Here is a 15,548-nt window from a genome sequence, read left to right on the forward strand (position 1 = left end):
TGTTGTTTTACCATGGTCAACGTGTCCTATGGTTCCAATATTAACATGTGGTTTGGTTCTTTCATATTTTTGTTTTGCCATTTAATATTTCCTCCCGGATTATTTTTTAGATATAATTTTATCTATTTATGATTTATATTTTTGTTACTTAGCTGCTATTTTTTCAGCTACGCTGTTAGGAACTTTTTCAAAATGGTCAAATTCCATTGCATAGCTTGCTCTACCTTGAGACATAGAACGAAGTACTGTTGCATATCCAAACATCTCTGATAATGGAACAAAAGCATCTACAATCTTTACTCCACTTCTATCTGAGAATCCTTCAACTCTTCCTCTTCTTGAGCTTACGTCTCCCATAACATCTCCTAAATATTCTTCTGGAGTTGTTACTTCAACTTTCATATAAGGCTCTAACAATACTGCCGATGCCTTAGCCATTGCCTGTTTAAAGGCCATAGATCCAGCAATTTTAAATGCCATTTCGCTTGAGTCTACATCGTGATATGATCCATCGTATAATTTAACTTTGAAGTCAATAACTGGATATCCTGCAAGAATACCATTTTCTGCTGCACCTCTTATTCCTGCTTCAACAGCTGGTATATATTCCTTTGGAATAGCTCCACCTGTAATTGCATTAACAAATGTAATGCCTTCACCAGGTTCTTGAGGCTCCATGATAATTTTAACGTGACCATATTGTCCTTTACCACCAGATTGTCTTGCATATTTGCAATCAACATCTGCTGTACCTGAAATTGTTTCCTTGTAAGAAACTTGAGGTTTACCTACATTTGCTTCAACCTTGAATTCTCTCATAAGTCTGTCAACTATGATTTCTAAATGTAGTTCTCCCATTCCAGCAATTATTGTTTGACCTGTGTCAGGATTTGTAAAAGTTCTGAATGTTGGATCTTCTTCAGCAAGCTTTTGAAGACCAACTCCCATTTTTTCTTGTCCTGCCTTTGTTTTAGGTTCAATTGCTACTTCTATAACTGGGTCAGGGAATTCCATAGATTCTAATACTATTGGGTGATCAGGATCACACAATGTATCACCAGTTGTAGTTTGTTTTAAACCAACAGCTGCCTCTATATCTCCCGTATAAGATGTTTTTATTTCTTCTCTCTTGTTTGCATGCATCTGAAGGATTCTACCAATTCTTTCTTTCTTATTCTTAGTAGAATTCAATACATAAGTACCAGATTCCATAGTACCAGAATAAATTCTAAAGAAAGTAAGCTTTCCTACGAATGGATCTGTCATTATCTTAAATGCTAATGCTGCTAATGGGGAATCATCTGATACCGGAACCACTATTTCTTCCATTGAATCAGGATCAAAACCCTTCATTGGTGGTACGTCTAAAGGACCTGGCAAGTAATCAATTACTGCATCCAATAAAAGTCTTACACCTTTGTTTTTATATGCAGAACCACAAAGCACAGGTATAATCTGTACATTTATAGTTGCACTTCTTATAGCAGCTTTTAATTCAGCAGTTGTGATTTCTTCACCATTTAAGTATTTTTCCATCAACTCTTCATCAAAATCAGATACTGCTTCAATTAATTTTTCTCTGTATTCATTTGCTTGATCTACGTAATCTTCTGGTATTTCAATGATTTCAAGATTAGCTCCAGTTTCATCATTGTATTTTACCACATGCATTTCCACAAGATCTATGATAGCATGGAATTCATCTTCAGTACCTATAGGTAACTGAATAGGAACAGCGTTAGCTTTTAATCTTTCAATCATTGTACCTACTGAATAAAAGAAGTTAGCACCTAATTTATCCATTTTGTTTACAAAACAAATTCTTGGAACATGATATTTATCCGCTTGTCTCCATACTGTTTCAGATTGAGGTTCAACCCCCATTTTTGCATCAAATACTGTTACAGCGCCATCTAGCACTCTCAATGACCTTTCAACTTCAACTGTAAAGTCTACGTGCCCTGGTGTATCTATAATGTTTACTCTTACATCTTTCCACTTACATGTAGTAGCAGCTGAAGTTATTGTTATTCCTCTTTCCTGCTCTTGCTCCATCCAGTCCATCTGAGATGCACCTTCGTGAGTTTCTCCTATTTTGTGGATTTTTCCAGTATAGAACAGGATTCTTTCGGTGCATGTAGTCTTTCCTGCATCAATATGCGCCATTATACCAATATTCCTTGTTTTTTCTAAAGAATATTCTCTCATTATTTCCTCCTTCTAGCTGCTAATTAAAATCTCATTATTATTTTAATTTTCATTTTTAGCTATAATTACCACCTAAAATGAGCAAATGCTTTATTAGATTCTGCCATTTTGTGTGTATCTTCTCTTTTCTTAACACTTGCTCCTACGTTATTAGCTGCATCCATTAACTCTTTTGCAAGCCTTTCACGCATAGTCTTTTCTCCTCTTTTACGAGAATATGTTACTAACCATCTAAGTCCTAATGTCTGTCTTCTTTCAGGTCTTACTTCTATTGGAACCTGATATGTTGCACCACCAACTCTTCTTGCTTTTACTTCAAGTACTGGCATGATATTAGTCATAGCTTTAGTAAAAACTTCAACAGGAGATTCACCTGTTTTTTCTTTTATGATATCAAATGCATCATAAACGATTGTTTGAGCAACACCTTTTTTTCCATCATACATTAGTTGATTTATTAGTTTACTCACAACTTTATCTTTGTAGATAGGATCTTCCATCACTATCCTTTTTGGTATGTGTCCTTTTCTTGGCACTGTACTTCCCTCCTTAATAAAAATTTAATTCACAGGTACTCGACAATATGTTTTGCCGTTGTGCACAACATGCGTAATATATATATTATGGCATATGTGCCGGATATCGTCTAACTTGTTATGCTTTTTTCTTCTCTTTCTTAGTTCCATATTTAGATCTAGATTGAGCTCTCTTGTTTACACCAGCTGTATCAAGGGTACCCCTAACTATATGGTATCTAACCCCTGGTAAGTCTTTAACTCTACCTCCTCTTATAAGAACAACACTATGTTCTTGTAAGTTGTGGCCTACACCTGGAATATATGCAGTTACTTCAGAACCATTTGTTAACTTAACTCTGGCTATTTTTCTAAGAGCTGAGTTAGGTTTTTTAGGTGTTACTGTCTTAACTGAAGTACATACTCCTCTTTTTTGTGGTGAGTTTGTCTCATTTAACTTTTTTTGTAATGAGTTATAGCTTACATTTAATGCTGGAGAATTGGATTTATAAGTTACTGCTTTTCTTCCTTTTCTCACTAACTGGTTAATTGTTGGCATTCGTGCACCTCCTTCTTTTTTATATCTATTTTAAAACGGCAGCCGCCGCTGCGTTTACGTCTATACCACAAGCTATTCCAAGATCTCTCATATTATCGAAATAAGCTATTTCGATATTCTTATCTTTGCAAGCTTGTGCAATAGGTTCCGTAACGTGAAAATCAGCATCCCTTGAAATATACACTTTTTCTGCTTCATCTTTAAGCAGTGCTCTCAAAGTCTGCTTTTTACCTATTACTACTTTCTTTTTTTCTTCTTTGTTTATTATATTATTAACCATTTCATCACCTTTCAAACACTATAAAAATTATGTTTCTTATTAGAAACATAATTTTTAATAATTTAAAGGATTAAAACACTTGAGTATTTTATCATTATATTTTTTATATGTCAAACATTTTTTAATAAATTGATTTTTTATCACTTTACTTATTTTTTAAATATAATTATACTATTCAACTTCTTCTTCAACTTCTATCTCTTCATCATGGACCATATCAGGTATCGTAATACCTACATTTCTATATTTCTTCATTCCTGTACCAGCTGGAATTAATTTTCCAATTAGAACATTCTCTTTCAGTCCTCGAAGTGCATCTACTTTACCCTTTGTTGCTGCATCAGTTAAAACTCTTGTAGTTTCTTGGAATGAAGCCGAAGATAAAAACGAATCAGTAGCTAAAGATGATTTTGTAATACCAAGAAGTGTAGTTTCACCCTCTGCAGGCTCTTTACCAGCTTGTATAGCTAATTCATTTTGTTGTTCAAACTCATATGTCGATACAAGACTTCCTGGGAGCAAATTAGTATCCCCAGCTTCTTCAATTCTTACCTTGTTCATCATTTGTCTTATTATTACTTCAACGTGCTTATCACTAATATCAACACCTTGCATTCTATAAACTCTCTGAACTTCCATCAATATATATGACTCTAATGCTTTTGCACCAATTATTCTAAGAATATCATGTGGATTAATAGAACCATCAGTAATTTTATCACCAGCTTCTACTTGTTCACCCTCACTAACTAGTATTTTTGAGCCATATGGTATCAGATATGTTTTACTATCACTCATAGCATTGTTAGTTACAGTAACTTCTCTCTTATGAACTTTTTCTGTAAGAGTTATAACACCAGGGATATCTGAAATTATAGATTGCCCTTTAGGTTTTCTAGCTTCAAACAACTCTTCTATACGAGGTAAACCTTGTGTAATATCCGCAGCTGCAGCAATACCGCCTGTATGGAAAGTACGCATTGTAAGCTGAGTACCTGGCTCACCTATTGACTGAGCTGCTACTATACCAACAGCATTACCAACATGAACAAGTTTACCAGTAGCAAGATCTGTTCCATAACATTTAGCACATACACCATGAGGTGTTTTACATGTAAGTACTGACCTTACTCTTACTTTTTTAATACCAGCATTTTGGATTTTTTTAGAAAGTTTCTCAGATATAAATTCTCCTGATTTAACCATTACTTCCCCTGTTTGAGGGTTGATTATATCATTTGATGCATATCTGTCTGCACATCTTTCACTTAATTCTTCAATAACTTCTTTTCCATCTATAAATGATTCAACCTCTATACCATCAGTTGTTCCACAATCTGTCTCTCTAATTATAACATCTTGACTTACATCAACAAGCCTTCTAGTAAGATATCCTGAATCCGCGGTTCTTAAAGCTGTATCCGTTAAACCCTTACGAGCTCCAGTAGCTGACAAGAAAAATTCAAGAACTGAAAGTCCTTCACGGAAGTTAGATTTAACAGGAATCTCAACTGTTTTACCAGAGGCACTCGCCATAAGTCCACGCATACCTGCAAGCTGTTTAATTTGGTTACGACCACCACGGGCTCCAGATACTGACATTATATAAATACTGTTCAGCTCATCCAAATTACCCATAAGAGCATTTGTAACATCCTCTGTAGTCTGATTCCAAATTTTTATAACATTTTCATATCTCTCATCGTCAGTCATCAAACCTCTACGATATTTTTTCTCATATTCAAGAACTTGTTTTTCAGCTTTTTCTATCAAAAGTTTCTTTTCTTCTGGAACAGTTATATCACTAATACTTACACTAATAGCACCAACTGTTGAATATCTGTATCCCTTTGATTTTATACCGTCAAGCACATCAGCTGTTTTTGAATTTCCATGTGTCCTAAAGCATTTATAAATTATTTCTTCAAGAATTTTTTTAGTTACAGTTTCATCAATTTCAAGTGAAAATTTATCTACATCTCTATCAATGAAACCAAGATCTTGCGGAATATCTTCATTGAAGATAAATCTTCCTACAGTACTTTCAACAAGCTTTGCTTCACCGTCTCTAACAACTCGTAACTTAACTCTAGCATGCAAATCAACAACTTTGTTGTAATAAGCCATTGTCATTTCTTCAAAGTCTTTAAATATCAGTCCTTGACCCTTAACATCCTTTATTTCAAGAGTCATATAATAACTACCTAGTACCATATCCTGTGTTGGCGTAGTAATTGGTCTACCGTCTTTAGGTGCAAGAATATTATTTACCGACATCATTAAAAACCTTGATTCTGCCTGTGCTTCTACAGATAAAGGAACATGAACTGCCATTTGGTCGCCATCAAAGTCTGCATTATATGCAGTACATACAAGTGGGTGAAGCTTAATAGCTTTACCTTCAACTAAAACTGGTTCAAAAGACTGAATTCCTAATCTATGAAGTGTTGGCGCTCTATTTAACATTACAGTGTGGTCTTTAATTATTTCATCTAATACATCCCATACTGAATTATCAACCTTTTCAACTTTCTTTTTTGCGCTTTTAATATTATGAGCTAAGCCATTTTCAACAAGTTTCTTCATTACAAAAGGCTTAAATAACTCAAGAGCCATTTTTTTCGGCAATCCACACTGATTAAACTTAAGTTCAGGACCAACAACTATAACTGAACGTCCTGAGTAGTCAACCCTTTTTCCAAGAAGATTCTGTCTAAAACGTCCTTGCTTACCTTTTAACATATCAGATAATGATTTTAAAGGCCTATTACCAGGACCAGTTACAGGTCTTCCTCTTCTTCCATTATCTATTAAAGCATCTACTGCTTCTTGAAGCATTCTTTTTTCATTTCTTACAATTATATCAGGAGCTCCAAGGTCGAGAAGCCTTTTTAACCTATTATTTCTATTTATTACTCTTCTATATAAATCATTTAAATCCGACGTAGCAAATCTTCCGCCATCAAGCTGAACCATAGGTCTAAGCTCTGGTGGTATGACAGGCACTACTTCAAGTATCATCCATTCAGGTCTGTTCCCAGAAATCCTAAATGCTTCAATTACTTCAAGTCTACGAGTAATTCTAATTTTTTTCTGACCTTTGCTATCTTTTAACTGGCTTTTTAGCTCCACTGATTCTTTTTCAAGGTCAATCTTCATAAGGAGCTTTCTTACAGCTTCCGCTCCCATTTCTGCTTTAAAAGCATTTTTATAATGATCCTTATACTCTCTATACTCCATTTCAGTTAACAATTGCTTTTCTGATAACGAAGTATCTCCCGCTTCAGTAACAACATATTGAGCAAAATACAATACTTTTTCTAAAGCTCTAGGTGACATATCAAGTATCAAACCAAGTCTACTTGGTATTCCTTTAAAATACCAAATATGAGAAACCGGGGCTGCAAGTTCAATATGCCCCATCCTTTCTCTTCTTACTTTAGCTTTTGTTACTTCAACTCCACAACGATCACACACTACACCTTTATATCTTACCCTCTTATACTTTCCGCAGTGACATTCCCAATCCTTTGTTGGTCCAAAAATTTTCTCACAAAAAAGTCCATCTTTTTCAGGTTTCAATGTACGGTAATTAATTGTTTCAGGTTTTTTTACTTCTCCTCTTGACCATTGTCTGATTTTTTCTGGAGAAGCCAAGCCTATTCTAATTGATTCAAAATTATTATAATCTACCAAGGAGTTCGCTCCCTTCTTTATTTTTTTTCAAGTTATTGTTAACTTCAATTATAATTTCTATAATTTTAATCTTAAAACTCGTCATCATCGTCATCATCTAACAACTCATCGTCAATATCCAAGTCATCAACTTCATCAACTTCATCAACTTCATCAACTTCATCAATATCATCAATGTCATCAATATCAGCCAGGTCATCTTGTACGTCTATTTCAGTCATACCTTCTGCCCCTTCTTCATATTTGATAGCGCCAATATTTTCTTTGTCTACTGGATAATCATCGTCATCATCGTCAACAGTTTCAATTATTTCAACTTCATCCTGTTCACTTGTAACTATTTTTATATCAAGAGATAAACTCTGCAATTCTTTTACAAGTACTTTAAAGGATTCTGGAATTCCAGGCTCAGGGATATTTTCACCTTTTACTATAGCCTCATATGTTTTTACTCTACCAGTTACATCGTCTGATTTAACAGTAAATATTTCTTGAAGTGTATGAGCTGCACCATATGCTTCTAAAGCCCAAACCTCCATCTCTCCAAACCTTTGACCACCAAATTGAGCTTTTCCTCCTAATGGCTGTTGAGTTACTAGGGAGTATGGTCCTGTAGATCTTGCATGTATCTTGTCATCAACAAGATGATGCAATTTCAACATATACATATATCCAACCGTTACAGGTCCATCAAAATATTCACCTGTACGACCATCTCTAAGTTCTATTTTTCCACTTCTTGGATATCCAGCCATTTCAAGAGCATCAAAAATATCGTCCTCAGATGCACCATCGAAAACAGGTGTAGCAACATGCCATCCTAATTTTTTAGCTGCCAACCCTAAATGGACCTCTAATACCTGACCAATGTTCATACGTGACGGAACCCCTAAAGGATTTAAAACTACTTGTAATGGTGTACCATCTGGTAAATAAGGCATATCCTCTTCTGGCATTATACGAGAAATAACCCCTTTGTTACCATGGCGTCCGCACATTTTATCGCCGACATTAATTTTTCTTTTAGTTGCTATATAAACTCTTACAAGTTTGCTTACTCCTGGGCTTAATTCATCTCCATTTTCTCTGGTAAAGACTTTTACATCAACAATAATACCAGCCTCACCGTGAGGAACTTTAAGAGATGTATCTCTAACTTCTCTAGCCTTTTCACCAAATATCGCTCTAAGAAGTCTTTCTTCTGCTGTAAGTTCAGTTTCCCCTTTTGGAGTTACCTTACCAACTAGAATATCACCTGATTCAACTTCGGCACCAATTCTTATGATTCCTCTTTCATCCAAATCCTTGAGAGAATCATCACCTACATTAGGTATATCTCTTGTTATTTCTTCAGGTCCAAGTTTTGTATCTCTAGCTTCAGACTCATATTCTTCTATATGAACTGATGTTAAAACATCATTCATAACAAGTCTTTCATTTAATAACATAGCATCTTCATAGTTATATCCTTCCCATGTCATAAAGCCCATAAGGAGGTTTTTACCTATAGCGATATCTCCATTTTCAGTCGATGGTCCATCAGCAATTATTTGACCTCTTTTTATTTCATCTCCTCTGGAGATTATAGGTCTCTGATTAACACATGTACCTTGATTTGATCTCTTGAATTTTAACAGTGGATATTTATCTATCATACCATTATCATTTCTTTTAATCAAAATTTCAGATGCAGTAACAGATACTGCTTTTCCATCATTTTGAGCAACGGCAACCGCGCCAGAATCCTTCGCAGCTTTATACTCCATACCAGTACCAATTACAGGTGCCTCCGTTATAAGTAAAGGCACTGCTTGCCTCTGCATGTTAGCACCCATAAGCGCACGGTTAGCATCGTCATTTTCAAGGAAAGGTATCATTCCTGTTCCAACAGATATTACCTGTTTAGGGGATACTTCCATATAATCAACCATTTCTTTTGGAACTATTTCATTAGCTCCATTTATACCTCTTACAACAACTCTAGAATTTGCAAAAGAACCATCTTCATTTAAAGGCTCACTTGACTGTGCTACTATTTTATTATCTTCTACATTCGCAGTGATGTAATCTATATTATCTGTTACTACACCACGTTCTTTATCAACTCTTCTATATGGTGATTCTAAGAAACCATAATCGTTAATTCTAGCAAATGTAGCTAAAGATGTAATCAAACCTATATTAGGACCCTCTGGTGTTTCAATTGGGCACATTCTTCCATAATGAGAATGATGAACGTCTCTAACCTCAAAACTTGCTCTATCTCTTGACAAACCACCAGGTCCAAGAGCTGACATTCTTCTTTTATGAGTAAGTTCAGCTAAAGGATTTGTTTGGTCCATAAACTGCGACAACTGAGAACTTCCAAAAAATTCTTTTATTGCAGCAGATACTGGCCTAATATTGATTAACACTTGTGGTGTTACAACATCAACATCCTGAATTGTCATTCTTTCTCTAACTACTCTTTCCATTCTTGACAAACCAACTCTAACCTGATTTTGGAGAAGTTCTCCCACAGATCTAATTCTTCTATTGCCTAAATGGTCTATATCATCAATATTTCCTACACCCTTAAATAAACCTAATTGATAGTTTACAGAAGACATCATATCCTCAACAATAATGTGTCTAGGAGATAATTCTTTGTAGCTATCTACTATAGCTCGTTCAATTTCATCTAAGGAACTATTTTCTTCTAATATCTTCTTCATAACAGGATAATAAACTCGTTCTTTTAATCCGAGTTTTTCAAAATCTATATCTAATCCAAAAACATCAGGATATACAAAACCATTGCTAACAACTCTTGTAACTTTATCTTCAGAGTTTATTATATCGACAGTAAATATACCTGCTGCTTCTATTTTTCTTATGGCTTCTATTTTAATAATATCACTTTTATGTACTATTACTTCGCCAGTTTCTTTATCTATTATATCTTCAGCTGATACCTTACCTTCAATCCGATTTTCAAGGCTAAGCTTCTGATTGAATTTATAGCGACCAACTTTAGCTAGGTCATATCTTTTAGGGTCAAAAAACAAAGAATTAATTAATGATGTTGCGCTATCTAGTGTAGGAGGCTCACCTGGTCTAAGTCTTTTATATATTTCTATTAAAGCTTCATCAGAATTTGTAGTATTATCCTTTTCTAATGATTTTAATAGCTGTTCTGTCTCTCCCATGGCTTCAATCATTTGAGAATTTGTAGAATATCCCATTGCTCTTAAAAGAACTGTAACAGGAAGTTTTCTTGTCCTATCTACTCTAACATAAATAATATCATTAGAGTCTGTTTCATATTCAAGCCACGCACCTCTATTTGGAATTACTGTAGAAGCATATAATTCCTTACCGATTTTGTCCCTTGTCATATGATAGTACACTCCAGGCGAACGAACTAACTGACTTACAATAACACGTTCGGCACCATTTATTATAAATGTACCTTTTTCAGTCATTAGAGGAAAATCTCCCATAAACGCTTCTTGTTCCTTAATTTCACCTGTCGCCTTGTTTATCAATCTTACTTTAAGCTTAAGTGGAACAGAAAAAGTTGCATCTCTTTCTTTACATTCAACTTGACTATACTTTGGTTCACCATATAAAGCATGGTCAACAAACTCCAAAATCAAATTGCCGGTATAATCCTCTATTGGGGAAATATCATCAAAAACTTCTTTCAAGCCCTCATTGATAAACCATTCATAGGATCTTTTTTGAACTTCAATTAGATCCGGCAGCTCTAAAACTTCATCAATTTTAGAGTAAGACATCCTTACCCTATTACCTATTTTCACAGGATGCGGCATTTTTTCACCCCTTAGTTTATAATTATTTTGTTGGCTTACAATTTTTATGCCAACATTTTATGCTTATGCATTATATAATAATAACATTATACAATTTTTATGTCAATATTTTTTTGAATATTCTTTAAATATCTTAATAAAAAATATAATTATTGTTACTTTATATATATATTTAGTTTATTGAAATTTTATTAGGTCTTTGCGTCCGTATACACAGACTATAATTTATATTATTTACAATTTCATGAGTAATATACATATTAATTATAGTTTTGTAAATATTTACTAGGTTAATATGAGAATTGTAATTTTGCCCAATTAGTGAAAAAAGACTTTACAAATTACTGTAAAGTCTTTTTTATTTATTAATTTAATTAAATTATTTAATTTCTGCAGATGCGCCTTCAGCTTCTAATGCAGCTTTCATTTTATCAGCATCATCTTTAGATACGCCAGTTTTTAATGTAGTAGGTGCTCCATCAACTGCTTCTTTAGCTTCTTTTAAGCCAAGTCCAGTTAATTCTCTAACTACTTTTATAACTTTTATTTTGCTTGAACCAGCTGATGTTAATATAACATCAAATTCAGTTTTTTCTTCCTCTGCAGCTGCTGCTCCACCAGCAGCGCCACCAGCTACTGCCACTGGTGCTGCTGCTGATACACCAAATTCTTCTTCTATTGCTTTTACTAATTCATTTAATTCTAAAACTGTTAATTTTTTAACTTCTTCAACAAAGTTTGTTATTTTTTCACTTGCCATTTTTATTTACCTCCGTTTTATATTTAATTAGCTTGCTATTTCTTCATTTTTTTTGCTTATTTGATCAAGCATATAAGCAAGGTTTCTAATATTTCCTTGTAATACTCCAGCCAATTGACCAAGAAGTATCTCTCTTGATGGTATACTTGCTAATTCTTGAACTTCACTAGCATTCATTATTTTGCCTTCAGCAATACCTGCTTTTATTTTTACTGCATCATTGCTTGTTTTAGCAAAATCATTAGTCACCCTTGCAGCAGCAACTTCATCATCAAATGACATCGCTATAGCATTCGGGCCTTCAAGATTAACATTAAAATCTTCATAACCTAATTCTTTAAACGCAAAACTCATCATTGAATTCTTGTAAACTTTATATTCAACACCTGCTTCTCTGCATTTATTTCTTAATTCTGTTACTTTTTCAACAGTTAAACCTCTGTATTCAACTAACACAACCGATTTAGCACTTCTAAACTTTTCAGTTATTTCAGTAACTAATTGTTTTTTCTGTTCTAATACTGTTTGATTCATACCGTTACACCTCCTTAATTAGTGGTATAAAAAAGTCTATAATTCTTACTATACACTTTAGTTAAATAATGTTGTTCGATACGCAGTCTCATTCACCAATGCATTTGCTCCTTGCGTCGCATACATTGGAAATTCGTTGCGGTTGACCTACCAACAATTTCTTTCTCCTTACAGTCGAAGAAATTGGGTTAGGGCCTTACGCAGTCTCGCATCACAAATTTATTTGCTCACTATCGTTCGCATAAATTTGGAGCTCATTGCGGTTGACCTACCAACAATTTCTTTCTCCTTACAGTCGAAGAAATTGGGTTAGGGCATACAAAAAATTCTCCCCGCAGACGAAGAGAAATAATTTTTATTAATCTCACCTCGGTTGGGTATTTAAGTTCCTTAGAACACCAACTGTCTGCGGTATTTATTTAATTGTCGCTTGAATTATATCAATAGTTCTATATTTATGTCAATACAAATATTAGTCTAGTCCATTAATTTCGATGGATTAATCTTAACGCCAGGTCCCATTGTGCTTGCTACAGTAACACTTCTTAAGTATTTACCTTTAGCAGCAGCTGGTTTAGCCTTTACAATTGCATCCATTATACTTTTTAAGTTATCAACTAATTTTTCTGTACCGAAAGATTTTTTTCCTACAGGAACGTGAATTATATTTGTTTTATCAAGTCTATATTCAACTTTACCTGCTTTAATCTCCTGAATTGCTTTTGCTACATCAAAAGTTACTGTTCCTGATTTAGGGTTAGGCATTAATCCCTTAGGACCTAATACTCTACCAAGTCTACCAACTACACCCATCATATCTGGAGTTGCAATTACAACATCAAAATCAAACCAGTTCTCTTTTTGAATTTTGTCAGCTAATTCAGCTTCACCTACATAATCTGCACCAGCTTCTTCAGCTTCTTTAGCCTTGTCGCCCTTTGCAAATACTAATACACGTACAGTTTTACCTGTTCCGTGAGGTAGAACTACAGCGCCTCTTACTTGTTGGTCTGCATGTCTTGAATCTACACCTAATTTCACGTGAGCTTCAATAGTCTCATCGAAATTAGCTTTTGCTGTACCTAACATAAGTGCTACAGCTTCTTCTAAGTCATATAATTTTATTTTATCAAATGACTTCATACTATCTTGATATTTTTTTCCTCTTTTTGGCATATAAATTACCTCCTCTGTGGTCATACAGCCTTAAGGCCTCCCACTGTTTGCCGTGTTACATTTTAATTTTTAATTTTTACTTTTCTACGTTTACACCCATACTTCTTGCAGTTCCTGCTACTAAACTCATAGCAGCTTCAATAGTGTTAGCATTTAAATCCGGCATTTTTACCTTAGCAATTTCTTCAACTTTTTCTTTTGAAATAGTTGCTACTTTCTTTTTGTTAGGTTCTCCGGAACCACTTTCGATACCAACTGCTTTTTTTATTAGTACTGCTACTGGTGGAGTTTTTGTGATAAATGTAAATGATCTATCTTGATATACAGTTAATACTACTGGTATAATCATACCCGCTTGATCTGCTGTTTTGGCATTAAATTCTTTACAAAATCCCATTATATTCACACCGTGAGGTCCTAATGCTGTTCCAACTGGTGGAGCTGGAGTAGCCTTTCCTGCTGGAATCTGCAGTTTAACTATAGCCATTACTTTTTTTGCCATATCGTTGCACCTCCTTAATCGTTTAACGACGGTATCTGTTTATTTACTATTTATTGAAAAGTTATTAAACTTTCTCAATCTGATTATAATCAAGTTCGATAAGAGTTTCTCTCCCGAACATTGATACAAAAGCTTTGATTTTTCTTTTTTCTTGACTTATGCTTTCTACTGTACCTATGAAGTTTTCAAAAGGTCCTTCCATAACCTTAATTGTATCATCAATGTCAAGTTCTATAGCAGGAAGTCTTTCAACAACTCCAAGTGCCTTTACTTCTTCATCTGACAAAGGAACTGGTTTAGATCCTGGTCCAACAAAGCCCGTAACTCCCCTTGTATTTCTTACAAGATACCAAGATTCATCAGTCATAATCATTTTTATAATAACATAACTTGGGAACATCTTTCTTTCTTTTATTTTCTTCTTGCCGTTTTTTGTTTCTGATACTTCTTCAACCGGCACCCTAACTTCAAAAATTATATCTTGCATTTCTCTGTTTTCTACAAGCTTTTCGATGTTAGCCTTTACTTTATTTTCATGCCCCGAATATGTATGAACAACATACCATCTTGATCCTTGTGACTCTTGTTTCATACCCGCTGTACTCCTTTTTAAACATTATAAACAATTTAGACGATTATACAATTAATCCAATTATGTTTCCAAAAACAAGATCCAATCCCCATATAACTACAACCATAACTCCTACAGTAGCAAGTACAACTATAGTATAGTTTATCAGTTCTTTTCTTGTAGGCCAATTTACCTTTTTTAATTCTGATTTAACGCCTTTAAAATAATTTTTAATTCTAGCTGTTACTTTTGGTTTGTTTTCATTCTCTTTATTTGACATTTAAACACCTCAGTAAATTATTTTGTTTCTTTATGAAGAGTATGTTTTTTGCAGAATTTACAATACTTGTTCAATTCTATTCTCTCAGGATTTTCTCTTTTGTTCTTTTCTGTGTCATAGTTTCTTTGCTTACATTCTGTGCAAGCTAATTTTACAGCAACCCTCATTTTATACACCTCCAAGGATCTATATTATTTATATTATTATCGTATGTTTTATCATCATACAATATAGGTACCGATTTTTAAACATTATCCAATTTAAGATATCACAAAATAATTGGTGTGTCAATATTTTTTTATTTTTTTAACATTTACAATTAGAATTATAATCATCATTAAAAATAGCTTCTGCTAAAGCAAAAGCTACTTTCAATCATCTACATTAAGACATGATATACTTTTAATTATAGTTTGTCAATATATTTTTTCAATTTTTATACGTTATTTATCATTTGTCTACCTAATTATTTGATTATTTGAGCAACAACTCCAGATCCAACAGTTCTTCCGCCTTCTCTGATTGCAAATCTTAATCCTTCTTCTATTGCTATTGGGTGGATTAATTCTACTGTAAATGTTGCATTATCTCCAGGCATACACATTTCTACGCCTTCTTGTAAATCTATTGATCCTGTAATATCTGTTGTTCT

The 15,548-nt window shown here is 33.9% G+C and carries 14 protein-coding genes and 1 other annotated feature; all 14 genes read right to left on the reverse strand.

Annotation, left to right across the window (positions count from 1 at the left end; all coding sequences use genetic code 11):
* Positions 1-144: 144 nt before the first annotated feature.
* The gene (fusA, locus tag J2Z76_RS16360) at positions 145-2,211 is read right to left on the reverse strand and encodes an elongation factor G (RefSeq protein ID WP_209513147.1); all 2,067 of its coding nucleotides are present in this window, start codon (positions 2,209-2,211) and stop codon (positions 145-147) included.
* Positions 2,212-2,273: 62 nt separating this feature from the next.
* Positions 2,274-2,744 carry a 30S ribosomal protein S7 gene (rpsG, locus tag J2Z76_RS16365; protein ID WP_209513136.1) on the reverse strand — a complete coding sequence of 157 codons (471 nt, stop codon included), beginning with the start codon at positions 2,742-2,744 and terminating at the stop codon, positions 2,274-2,276.
* Between the two features lie 118 nt (positions 2,745-2,862).
* Positions 2,863-3,282, reverse strand: a complete 420-nt coding sequence (gene rpsL / locus J2Z76_RS16370; RefSeq protein ID WP_209513137.1) for a 30S ribosomal protein S12 — start codon at positions 3,280-3,282, stop codon at positions 2,863-2,865.
* 25 nt (positions 3,283-3,307) lie between these two features.
* Complete coding sequence (locus J2Z76_RS16375; protein ID WP_209513138.1) at positions 3,308-3,562, reverse strand: ribosomal L7Ae/L30e/S12e/Gadd45 family protein; 255 nt, start codon at positions 3,560-3,562, stop codon at positions 3,308-3,310.
* Positions 3,563-3,733: 171 nt separating this feature from the next.
* A complete protein-coding gene (gene rpoC, locus J2Z76_RS16380) occupies positions 3,734-7,258 on the reverse strand; it encodes a DNA-directed RNA polymerase subunit beta' (protein WP_209513139.1) in 3,525 nt (1,174 codons plus the stop codon).
* Between the two features lie 71 nt (positions 7,259-7,329).
* Positions 7,330-11,073 (reverse strand): DNA-directed RNA polymerase subunit beta, encoded by a 3,744-nt coding sequence (gene rpoB / locus J2Z76_RS16385; RefSeq protein WP_209513140.1) that lies wholly within the window; start codon positions 11,071-11,073, stop codon positions 7,330-7,332.
* Positions 11,074-11,452: 379 nt separating this feature from the next.
* The gene (gene rplL / locus J2Z76_RS16390; protein WP_209513141.1) at positions 11,453-11,833 is read right to left on the reverse strand and encodes a 50S ribosomal protein L7/L12; all 381 of its coding nucleotides are present in this window, start codon (positions 11,831-11,833) and stop codon (positions 11,453-11,455) included.
* A gap of 27 nt (positions 11,834-11,860) precedes the next feature.
* Positions 11,861-12,367, reverse strand: coding sequence for a 50S ribosomal protein L10 (gene rplJ / locus J2Z76_RS16395; RefSeq protein WP_209513142.1), 507 nt, complete (start codon positions 12,365-12,367; stop codon positions 11,861-11,863).
* A 310-nt stretch (positions 12,368-12,677) separates the two neighbouring features.
* Positions 12,678-12,797 (reverse strand) — a sequence feature (ribosomal protein L10 leader region).
* Between the two features lie 47 nt (positions 12,798-12,844).
* Positions 12,845-13,543, reverse strand: a complete 699-nt coding sequence (rplA, locus tag J2Z76_RS16400) for a 50S ribosomal protein L1 (RefSeq protein ID WP_209513143.1) — start codon at positions 13,541-13,543, stop codon at positions 12,845-12,847.
* Positions 13,544-13,619: 76 nt separating this feature from the next.
* Positions 13,620-14,045, reverse strand: a complete 426-nt coding sequence (gene rplK, locus J2Z76_RS16405) for a 50S ribosomal protein L11 (protein ID WP_209513144.1) — start codon at positions 14,043-14,045, stop codon at positions 13,620-13,622.
* 64 nt (positions 14,046-14,109) lie between these two features.
* Positions 14,110-14,637 (reverse strand): transcription termination/antitermination protein NusG, encoded by a 528-nt coding sequence (gene nusG, locus J2Z76_RS16410; RefSeq protein WP_209513145.1) that lies wholly within the window; start codon positions 14,635-14,637, stop codon positions 14,110-14,112.
* 43 nt (positions 14,638-14,680) lie between these two features.
* The gene (gene secE, locus J2Z76_RS16415) at positions 14,681-14,896 is read right to left on the reverse strand and encodes a preprotein translocase subunit SecE (RefSeq protein WP_209513146.1); all 216 of its coding nucleotides are present in this window, start codon (positions 14,894-14,896) and stop codon (positions 14,681-14,683) included.
* 17 nt (positions 14,897-14,913) lie between these two features.
* Positions 14,914-15,063 (reverse strand): 50S ribosomal protein L33, encoded by a 150-nt coding sequence (gene rpmG, locus J2Z76_RS16420; protein ID WP_019227378.1) that lies wholly within the window; start codon positions 15,061-15,063, stop codon positions 14,914-14,916.
* Between the two features lie 299 nt (positions 15,064-15,362).
* On the reverse strand, positions 15,363-15,548 hold a 186-nt coding region (locus J2Z76_RS16425), incomplete at its 5' end, for an EF-Tu C-terminal domain-related protein (protein WP_483414544.1).

The organism is Sedimentibacter acidaminivorans, from assembly GCF_017873955.1.
Classification (GTDB): domain Bacteria; phylum Bacillota; class Clostridia; order Tissierellales; family Sedimentibacteraceae; genus Sedimentibacter; species Sedimentibacter acidaminivorans.

Excerpts from the sequence above, each read along its gene's own strand:
- rpsL (WP_209513137.1), bottom strand. The coding sequence starts at position 3,282 with ATGCCAACAATTAACCAGTTAGTGAGAAAAGGAAGAAAAGCAGTAACT.
- J2Z76_RS16375 (WP_209513138.1), bottom strand. The coding sequence starts at position 3,562 with ATGGTTAATAATATAATAAACAAAGAAGAAAAAAAGAAAGTAGTAATA.
- rpoB (WP_209513140.1), bottom strand. The coding sequence starts at position 11,073 with ATGCCGCATCCTGTGAAAATAGGTAATAGGGTAAGGATGTCTTACTCT.
- rplL (WP_209513141.1), bottom strand. The coding sequence starts at position 11,833 with ATGGCAAGTGAAAAAATAACAAACTTTGTTGAAGAAGTTAAAAAATTA.
- rplJ (WP_209513142.1), bottom strand. The coding sequence starts at position 12,367 with ATGAATCAAACAGTATTAGAACAGAAAAAACAATTAGTTACTGAAATA.
- rplA (WP_209513143.1), bottom strand. The coding sequence starts at position 13,543 with ATGCCAAAAAGAGGAAAAAAATATCAAGATAGTATGAAGTCATTTGAT.
- rplK (WP_209513144.1), bottom strand. The coding sequence starts at position 14,045 with ATGGCAAAAAAAGTAATGGCTATAGTTAAACTGCAGATTCCAGCAGGA.
- nusG (WP_209513145.1), bottom strand. The coding sequence starts at position 14,637 with ATGAAACAAGAGTCACAAGGATCAAGATGGTATGTTGTTCATACATAT.
- secE (WP_209513146.1), bottom strand. The coding sequence starts at position 14,896 with ATGTCAAATAAAGAGAATGAAAACAAACCAAAAGTAACAGCTAGAATT.
- rpmG (WP_019227378.1), bottom strand. The coding sequence starts at position 15,063 with ATGAGGGTTGCTGTAAAATTAGCTTGCACAGAATGTAAGCAAAGAAAC.